Source organism: Bradyrhizobium sp. DOA1 (assembly GCF_001593325.1).
In the GTDB taxonomy this organism is placed as follows: domain Bacteria; phylum Pseudomonadota; class Alphaproteobacteria; order Rhizobiales; family Xanthobacteraceae; genus Bradyrhizobium.
In genome coordinates this window covers 5,244,990-5,245,637 of sequence record NZ_JXJM01000001.1, presented here as the reverse complement: position 1 = coordinate 5,245,637, position 648 = coordinate 5,244,990, and the positions used below count along the sequence as shown (strand labels likewise).

Here is a 648-nt window from a genome sequence, read left to right as displayed (position 1 = left end):
CGCCGGCGGCCACACCCGAGCCGACGCCGGCCGCCGACGGCTTCGATGCGGCCTTGCAGACCCTGACGCCGGCCGAGGCCGCCTCGGTCGACGAATTGCGCCACGGCCTGTTGCAGAAGATGCGGGCCTGGCTGCGCGGGGAGGCGTGAGGTTTCTCCACGGCGTCATTGCGAGCTCAGCGAAGCAATTCAGAGTTCCTTGCGGACGCCTTGTTTTGCGACACCAAGCGTGGATGCCCGGGACAAGCCCGGGCATGATGAAGATGAGGATAGCGAGCCAGCGTCAGCTCACGCGCTTCCAGGTCTGGCCGCCGCAGAACATGCCGCCGAAGGCGCAGCCCTGCACGCGCATCGCGTTCGGGCCCTTCATCGCGATGGTCGAGTCGTAATTGCGGCCGGAGTTGGGATCGCGAATGCGGCCGCTCCACTTCGAGCCCTCGGGTTTCATGTTGATCAGGACGCGCTCGTTGGTCTTCTCGGCATAACCGCAGAGATTGGCGCCGCACTGTTCGACGCGGACATTGCCCTTGTTCTCTTCGGTCGCCCACACGCCGATCGGCGAGTTGGCAGCCGCCACGGGCGCGGCGGCGACCGGAGCCGGGGCGGGAGCAGCAGCGACGGGAGCAGGCGCGGCAATTGGAGCGGGCGC

Annotated in this window: 1 protein-coding gene and 1 pseudogene; one reads left to right on the top strand and one right to left on the bottom strand. The window is 67.7% G+C overall.

Going from position 1 to position 648, the window contains the following annotated elements; genetic code table 11:
* Positions 1-149, top strand: a pseudogene (locus tag SE91_RS38275) (NUDIX hydrolase); the annotation flags it as partial.
* A 133-nt stretch (positions 150-282) separates the two neighbouring features.
* Here SE91_RS38275 and SE91_RS24395 read toward each other — a convergent pair.
* Positions 283-648, bottom strand: a 366-nt coding sequence (locus tag SE91_RS24395) for a DUF2147 domain-containing protein (RefSeq protein ID WP_156490049.1), incomplete at its 5' end; no start/stop codon positions are given.